This window comes from Stenotrophomonas sp. HMWF003, from assembly GCF_003061285.1.
In the GTDB taxonomy this organism is placed as follows: Bacteria; Pseudomonadota; Gammaproteobacteria; order Xanthomonadales; family Xanthomonadaceae; genus Stenotrophomonas; species Stenotrophomonas maltophilia_AP.
The window spans coordinates 42,535-45,071 of sequence record NZ_QAIW01000248.1 but is presented as its reverse complement, the minus strand read 5'-3'; the positions used below and the strand labels follow the sequence as shown (position 1 = coordinate 45,071).

At 68.1% G+C, this 2,537-nt stretch carries 2 protein-coding genes and 1 pseudogene; all 3 read right to left on the bottom strand.

Annotated elements, in window-relative coordinates; translation table 11 throughout:
- Window positions 1-50: 50 nt before the first annotated feature.
- Window positions 51-602 (bottom strand): DUF3261 domain-containing protein, encoded by a 552-nt coding sequence (locus DBR34_RS10380; protein ID WP_128096731.1) that lies wholly within the window; start codon window positions 600-602, stop codon window positions 51-53.
- Complete coding sequence (locus tag DBR34_RS10375) at window positions 590-1,831, bottom strand: NAD(P)/FAD-dependent oxidoreductase (RefSeq protein WP_128096730.1); 1,242 nt, start codon at window positions 1,829-1,831, stop codon at window positions 590-592. The genes DBR34_RS10380 and DBR34_RS10375 overlap by 13 nt, the downstream gene beginning before the upstream one ends.
- 48 nt (window positions 1,832-1,879) lie before the next feature.
- Window positions 1,880-2,537: pseudogene (locus DBR34_RS22645) on the bottom strand (hypothetical protein); the annotation flags it as partial.

Genomic DNA, 2,537 nt, shown 5'->3' with positions numbered 1-2,537 from the left:
CGCGCAGACCACGCCCAGGTCATTCAGATAGATCGCGCTGCTGCTACTGCTCACGGCGGTGCCTGTTCCATGTCCAACGATTCAATCACCAGTTCATAGCCTTCGGCCAGGTTGCGCAGGCGCACGCGGCCATCGGGCAGCGGTTCCAGCAGCAGCCACGCCTTGCCGGCCTGCTCCAGGCGGCGCTCGCGGCCGGCCTCGACCAGGGTCCAGCCGGCCGGCAGGGCGGCGCGGATGGCCTGCGCCGGCCACAGCGCGAACTGCAGGTCGTCCAGCACGCGCTCGCCACGCACCTGCGGCGGCAGCCACGGCGCGCGGGTCTGTTCCAGCGTCGTGCCGTCCCAGACCATGCGCACGCCGGTCTGGCCCATGGCCTGCACCGCCAGCCGCACTTGGCTGCCGTCGGCTTCCAGCAACGCATCCAGTTCGCGTTCGTGGGTGCCGAAGCGGAACTGCAGGCGCTGCTGCAGCTGCAACGGCTGCGGCAACGCCGACGGCGGCAGCTGCAGGGTCGGCAGCTGCACCAGCGGCGCAGGCATGCGGGTGCTGGCGCAGGACGCCAGCAGCACGCACGAAAGCAACAGGACGATCAGCCGCTGCACAGTTCCTCCAGCACCCGCAGGCGGCGGCCGCTGTCATCGGCCACGTACGGGTTGTGGGTGTCCCAGGCGTAGCCGGCCAGGATCGAGGAGATCATGCGGCGCACGTCGGGCTGCTGCTCGGGGTGGTAGATGATCTTCTGGAAGCCGCCGGCGTACCAGGCTTCGACGAAACGGCGGAAGGTCTTGACCCCGGCGCGCAGCGGAACGGAGAAGTCCTTCTCCCAGTCCACGGTCTCGCCGTTGTACTCGCGGGCGATGCACGCGCTGGCCAGCTCCGCCGATTTGAAGGCAATGGTGACGCCCGAGGAGAACACCGGGTCGAGGAACTCGCCGGCGTTGCCCAGCAGCGCGTAGCCTTCGCCCCACAACGAGGACACGTTGGCCGAGTACCCCGTGATGGTGCGCACCGGCAGCACGGCCCACTCGGCGTTGGCGAGCAGGCGGGTCAGGTTGGGATCTTCACCGACGATGGCGCGCAGCTTGTCTTCGTCGCTGCCGGGATACTTCTCGAAGAAGCTGGGCTCGGCGACCACGCCCAGCGAGCAGCAGCCGTTGGAGAACGGGATGGTCCAGTACCACACGTCCACGTGCTCGGGATGGGTGGTGATCAGGATCTTGTTGCGGTCAAAGCCCGCGTCGGCCGGGATATGGTCGCGCACGTGGCAGAAGATCGCGCCGCGCACCGGGAAGTTCGACGGCGATTCGAGGTTCAACAGGCGCGGCAACAACCGTGCGAAGCCGCTGGCGTCGAGGATGAAGCCGGCTTCGATGGTGTACTCGCTGCCATCGGGGCGGCGTACCTGCACCCGCGCCGGGCGGCCCGGCTGCACCGACAGCACTTCATCGCCAAACCGCAGCGTGGTGCCCATGCGCTCGGCACCGCGGGCCAGCACGTTGTCGAAGTCGGCGCGCTGCACCTGGTAGGTGGTGCCCCAGCCGGGCGAGAACTTGTCGCGGAAGTCGAACTCGGTGCTCGCCTCGCCGCGCACGAAGGCCGCGCCGTTCTTGTACTGGAAACCGGCCTGCACCACGTCCTGCAGCAGCCCCGCCGCTTCGATGTATTCCATGCTCTGCGGCAGCAGGCTCTCACCGATGGAGAAGCGCGGGAACTGCTGGCGCTCGATCATCAGCACCTGGCGGCCCTGCTTGCGCAGCATCGCCGCGGCGACCGAGCCGGCCGGGCCGGCACCGATCACGAGGATCTCGGTTGTTTCCACTTGCGGGTTCATCGATACATCCTTGATCAAGAAAAATGGCGGACGGGAAACGCGCGTTGCTCAGTGCGGTGCGTCGTGCGGTGGTGGGCGGAACAGTGGCGAGATGATCCACACCAGGCCGATGCCGAACAGCAGGGTCAGGCCGAACGCACGCAGCGCCGGCGTGGCCGACAGGCCCAGCAGGCCGAACGACAGCCAGGTACTGGCCGCGCCCACGCACACCGCCAGCCACGCACTGGCATCGCCGCGGTGTTCGATCAGGAAGATGCCGTAATCGATGCCCATGCCCAGCAGCAGCATCAGCGCCAGCACGTTGAACAGCTGCAGCGGCTGGCCGAACAGGCCCAGCAGGGCCAGGGTCAGCGCGCCGGCCACCAGGGTCGGGGCGAACACGCGCCAGGCCTGCGCGCGGTAGCGCCAGTACAGCACGGCAAACACCAGCACGATGCCCACCAGCAGCAACCCGCTCATCAACTTGCGGTAGTGCTTGAGCAGCGAGGAGAAATCGGCGGTGCGGTCGACCCAGCGTACGCCGTCGATACCCTTGGCCTGGGTTTCGAGCAGGGCCAACGCATCGGCGCGCGACAGGTCATCGACCATCACCACGGTGGCAAGGCCCGCACCCACCTTGCCCAGCCACAGGTGGTGGAACGGCATCGCCGCCGGGGAGGCCAGGAAGGCATCGGCGTCCAGGTCGCGACCGGCGTAATCCGGGCGT